The 4,124-nt window shown below is 74.8% G+C and carries 3 protein-coding genes; 1 reads left to right on the top strand and 2 read right to left on the bottom strand.

Annotated features, from left to right (window positions below):
- Nucleotides 1–252: 252 nt before the first annotated feature.
- Nucleotides 253–1,923 (bottom strand): bifunctional 3'-5' exonuclease/DNA polymerase, encoded by a 1,671-nt coding sequence (locus AB0G32_RS40170; RefSeq protein ID WP_361175979.1) that lies wholly within the window; start codon nt 1,921–1,923, stop codon nt 253–255.
- 78 nt (nt 1,924–2,001) lie between these two features.
- Nucleotides 2,002–2,640: a LysE family translocator gene (locus AB0G32_RS40165; RefSeq protein WP_361175976.1), complete on the bottom strand. Its 639-nt coding sequence runs from the start codon at nt 2,638–2,640 to the stop codon at nt 2,002–2,004.
- 156 nt (nt 2,641–2,796) lie between these two features.
- Between AB0G32_RS40165 and AB0G32_RS40160 the strand changes: the two genes are divergently transcribed.
- Nucleotides 2,797–3,978, top strand: a complete 1,182-nt coding sequence (locus tag AB0G32_RS40160; protein ID WP_361175973.1) for a DUF2786 domain-containing protein — start codon at nt 2,797–2,799, stop codon at nt 3,976–3,978.
- Nucleotides 3,979–4,124 lie beyond the last annotated feature (146 nt).

Here is a 4,124-nt window from a genome sequence, read left to right as displayed (position 1 = left end):
CGCGGCTCGCGGCTCGCGGCTCGCGGCTCGCGGCTCGCGGCTCGCGGCTCGCGGCTCGCGGCTCGCGGCTCGCGGCTCGCGGCTCGCGGGCAAGGGTGCGCATATCGCATTTCAAGCCGGTCGGCAATCTTTCGGTGACGGACGCGGATGGGTGAGTGGAGATGTGCGAGTGGAGATGTGCGAGTGGAGATGTGTGTGCTTGGACGGGCGAGTGCGTACACGGTAACCAATGGCTCCGGTCACGGCTGCGGCTCACTTCGCGTCCGCATAGCACTCCACCACCGCCGCGGTGAACGGAAACCGCACCGGCGTCCGGCCGAACGTCAGCCGCCCGGCCAGGTCGGCCGACTCCCGCATCGCCGCGACGACCGTGTCGGTCTCGTCCGCGGGGCAGTGCACGATCACCTCGTCGTGCTGGAAGAAGACCAGCTCGGCGGAGATCTCCGCGCAGGTCTGCCGCAGGGCGGCCAGCATCAGCAGGGCCCAGTCGGCGGCACTGCCCTGGACCACGAAGTTGCGGGCGAAGCGGCCCCGGGCGCGGGCGCCGGACGTCTCGCCGGGCCGGCTCCCCGGCGGCTCGTCCTGAGGGAGACCCGCTTCCCCGGTGTCGGCCTCGCCCGGCCCGGCCGCCGGTGGGCAGGTGCGGCCCAGCCAGGTGCGGACCAGGCGGCCCTCCTCGCCCGCGCGGGCGGCGTCGTCGACGTAGGCCACCGCCCGGGGAAAGCGGCGTCTGAGCGCGGCCAGGTTCTTCAGGCCGTCGCCGGAGGTCTGGCCGTAGACCGCGCCGAGCACCGCCAGTTTGGCCTGGGCGCGGTCGCCGGAGAAGGCGCGGTCGGAGACCGACTGGTAGAGGTCGCTGTCGCGGGCGGCGACCTCCATCAGGCCCGGGTCGCGGGAGATCGCGGCCAGCACGCGCGGTTCCATCTGGTCGGCGTCGGCCACCACCAGCCGCCAGCCCGGGTCGGCGACCACGGCCCGCCGGATGACCTTCGGGATCTGCAGCCCGCCCCCGCCGTTGGTCACCCAGCGGCCGGTGACCGTGCCGCCGGCCAGGAACTCGGGGCGGAAACGGCCGTCGCGGACCCAGTCCTGGAGCCAGGACCAGCCGTGCGCGACCCAGATCCGGTACAGCTTCTTGTACTCCAGCAGGGGTTTCACCGCCGGGTGGTCGAGGGACTCCAGCTCCCAGCGGCGGGTGGAGCGGACCTTGATGCCGGCCCCCGCGAACGCCTTGACGACGTCCGCGGGCAGGTCGGGGCGGACCCGGCGGCCGAAGGCGGCGGAGACCTCGTCGGCCAGCTCGGCCAGGCGGCGGGGCTCGCCGCCGCCCGCGTACCGCTCGCCCAGCAGGTCGTGCAGCAGCTCGCGGTGCACGTCGGCGCGCCAGGGCAGCCCGGTGTGGTTCATCTCGGCGGCCACCAGCATGCCCGCCGACTCGCTCGCCGTCAGCAGCCGCATCCGGTCCGGGTGCTCGGCCAGGTCGTGCCGCCGCTGCTGGTCGGCGTAGACGGCGACCAGGTCGGCGAGGGGGAGGTGGACGCCCCGGGGTTCGAAGAGCGGGGACTGGGCGCCCGGTTCGGCGGCGCGCTGGGGCGGGTCGGGCGGTACCGGGCCGCCGCGCAGTCTGGCCAGCGCGGCGGCGGCCGAGCGGGGTTCGCCGAAGCGGCCCTCGTGGCCCAGCAGCAGGGTCTCGGCGTCCTCGACGTCGTAGCACCGCTGCACCCGGACCCCGGCGGCGAGCAGGCGCGGATACAGCTCGGCGGTGGAACGCCACACCCAGCGGGTGACGTCCGGCCGGGTCCGTACGGCCTCGGCGGCGTCCGCCTCCCGCCGCACCGGCCCCGCGGGCAGCCCGTCGGGGCCGAGGGGGGCGACCTCCACGCCACCGTCCTCGGCCACCGCGAGCACCCACCGGTCGGCCACGGGACGAGTCTCGCAGCAGGGTCTGACAACGGCGCCCGCGCCGGACCGGACGACGGAGTTCTGCACCCTGCTGGGGTGTCACGGCTGCTCCGGTGACGTCACCGCCAGACGGACGGCCAGTCCCGTGAACACCGTTCCGGAGACGAGGTTCAGCCACCGGTTCACCCGGGAGCTGCGCCGCAGCAGGTGCGCCAGCCGCCCGGAGAGCAGCCCGACGCAGCCGTCGCAGACCAGTCCCATCGCGGTCAGCGTGCCGCCGAGCAGCAGGAGCTGGCCCGGCAGATGGCCGAGCGACGGGTCGGCGAACTGGGGCAGGAAGGCCGCGTTGAAGAGGATCACCTTGGGGTTGAGGAGGTTGGTGACGGCGCCCTGCCAGAAGGCGCGCCGCAGCCCCACGCCCCCGGGCGCCGTCCGCTCCCCGCCCGGCGCCGAGCGGTCCCGGAACGCCTTCACCGCCAGGTACAGCAGATAGCCGGCGCCCACCCAGCGCAGTACGTGGTAGAGCACGGGCAGATGCGTGAAGAGGGCCGACAGGCCGAGCGCCGCGGCGATCGTGTGCACCAGCATCGCGCCGGACACCCCGAGGGCGGCCATCATCCCGGCGGCCGGTCCGCCCCGTCCGCCCATCGCCACGATGAACATCATGTCGGGGCCGGGGGAGACGCACAGGGCGAACGCGGTGACGAGGAACGCCGTGTAGAGAGACATGTCCATCATGCGCGTCATGGTCCGGGCGGCCGGGTTCGGCGACGACCGGTTTTCGCGGGGTGAGACGGGACGGCGAGCGTGGCACCGGCGCCGGGCGGGACGGGAGCGCGGCCGTGGCACCGTCGCCGGACGAGACGGTGACGGCGGCCGTGGCACCATCGCCGGGTGAGCAACGCCGGCCCTCCCCGCACCCCCGATGACCTCGGCACCGTCGACCGCGCCTTCCGGACCGCGCTGTACGACAGTGCCGACACCGCCCTCGACACGGCGGCCTCCCTGCTCGCGGCCGACCCGGCGGCCGACGCCGAGGTGCGGCGGCGCGGGGCGGAGTTCGTCGCCGGTGCCTGGCGCCGTGGCTGGCAGCCCGCCGACCTGGTACGCGTCGTACGGCGGGAACTCGGCGACCCGCACCTGCGGCTGGCCGCCGAACTGATCCGGGTACAGGCGGCTTACGACCGTCCGCGCGGCCCGCGCTGGACCGCGCAGCTCGACGGCCTTCCCGCCGGGCCGGCCGCGGGCGACCGTTTCTCACGCGCCACCACCGTCCTGGAGCTGTACCGCCTGCTGCTGCGCCTGCCCGACCTGGAGCCGCTGGACGAACCCGGTGGGTCTGGTGGGTCCCGTGGGTCCGATGGGTCCGATGGGTCCGGCGCGTCCGGCGGGGCGCGGTCCGAGTCGCGCGCCCTCGCCCGCATCCGCGCGCTGCTGGCCAAGGCGGAGGCGACCGGGTATCCGGAGGAGGCGGAGGCGCTGAGCGCCAAGGCGCAGGAACTGATGGCCCGGCACAGCATCGACGAGGCGCTGCTGGCGTCCCGCGCGCCCGCGCCCGACGCCCCCGGGGCCTGCCGGATCGGCGTGGAGGCGCCGTACGAGCAGGCCAAGGCGGTACTGCTGGACGCGGTGGCCGCCGCCAACCACTGCCGCGCGGTGTGGAACGAGGCCCTCGGCTTCTCCACCGTGGTCGGCTTCGAGACCGATCTGACGGCGGTCGAGCTGCTGTACACCTCGCTGCTCGTGCAGGCCGAGACGGCGATGACCAGGGCGGAGGCCGCGCAGCGCAAGGGCGGCCGGAAGCGGACCAAGACGTTCCGTCAGTCGTTCCTGGCGGCTTACGCGCACCGCGCGGGCACTCGGCTGCGGGCCGCCGCCGAGGCGCCGGTGGGCGAGGACCGGGAACTCCTGCCGGTGCTCGCCTCCCGCGAGGTCGCGGTGACCGGCCGCCTGGAGCGGATGTTCCCGGAGACGACGACCACCCGGCTGCGGGGCGTCTCGGACGAGGCGGGCTGGACCGAGGGAGTCCGGGCGGCCGACCGGGCCCGGGTCGGGCGCCGGCGCCCGCTGCCGTGACGTGACTGTTCCCGGTGGGGCGCGCTCTTCAGGGGCCTTGTCGCGGACGCCCGGCCTCTTAGACGTCATTTCATTTGGTGAGTCTGCGGTGGCATATGAGGGTCGCGGCGATGGCGGTGAAGGCGAGGAAGTGTTCGGGCTTGCGT

This window comes from Streptomyces sp. NPDC023723 (genome assembly GCF_040639815.1).
Classification (GTDB): Bacteria; Actinomycetota; Actinomycetes; order Streptomycetales; family Streptomycetaceae; genus Streptomyces.
The sequence above is the reverse complement of the archived record's forward strand: the minus strand, read 5'-3'. Positions and strand labels throughout refer to the sequence as shown.

Coding starts and splice junctions, on each gene's coding strand:
- AB0G32_RS40165 (WP_361175976.1), bottom strand. CDS start 2,640: ATGATGGACATGTCTCTCTACACGGCGTTCCTCGTCACCGCGTTCGCC.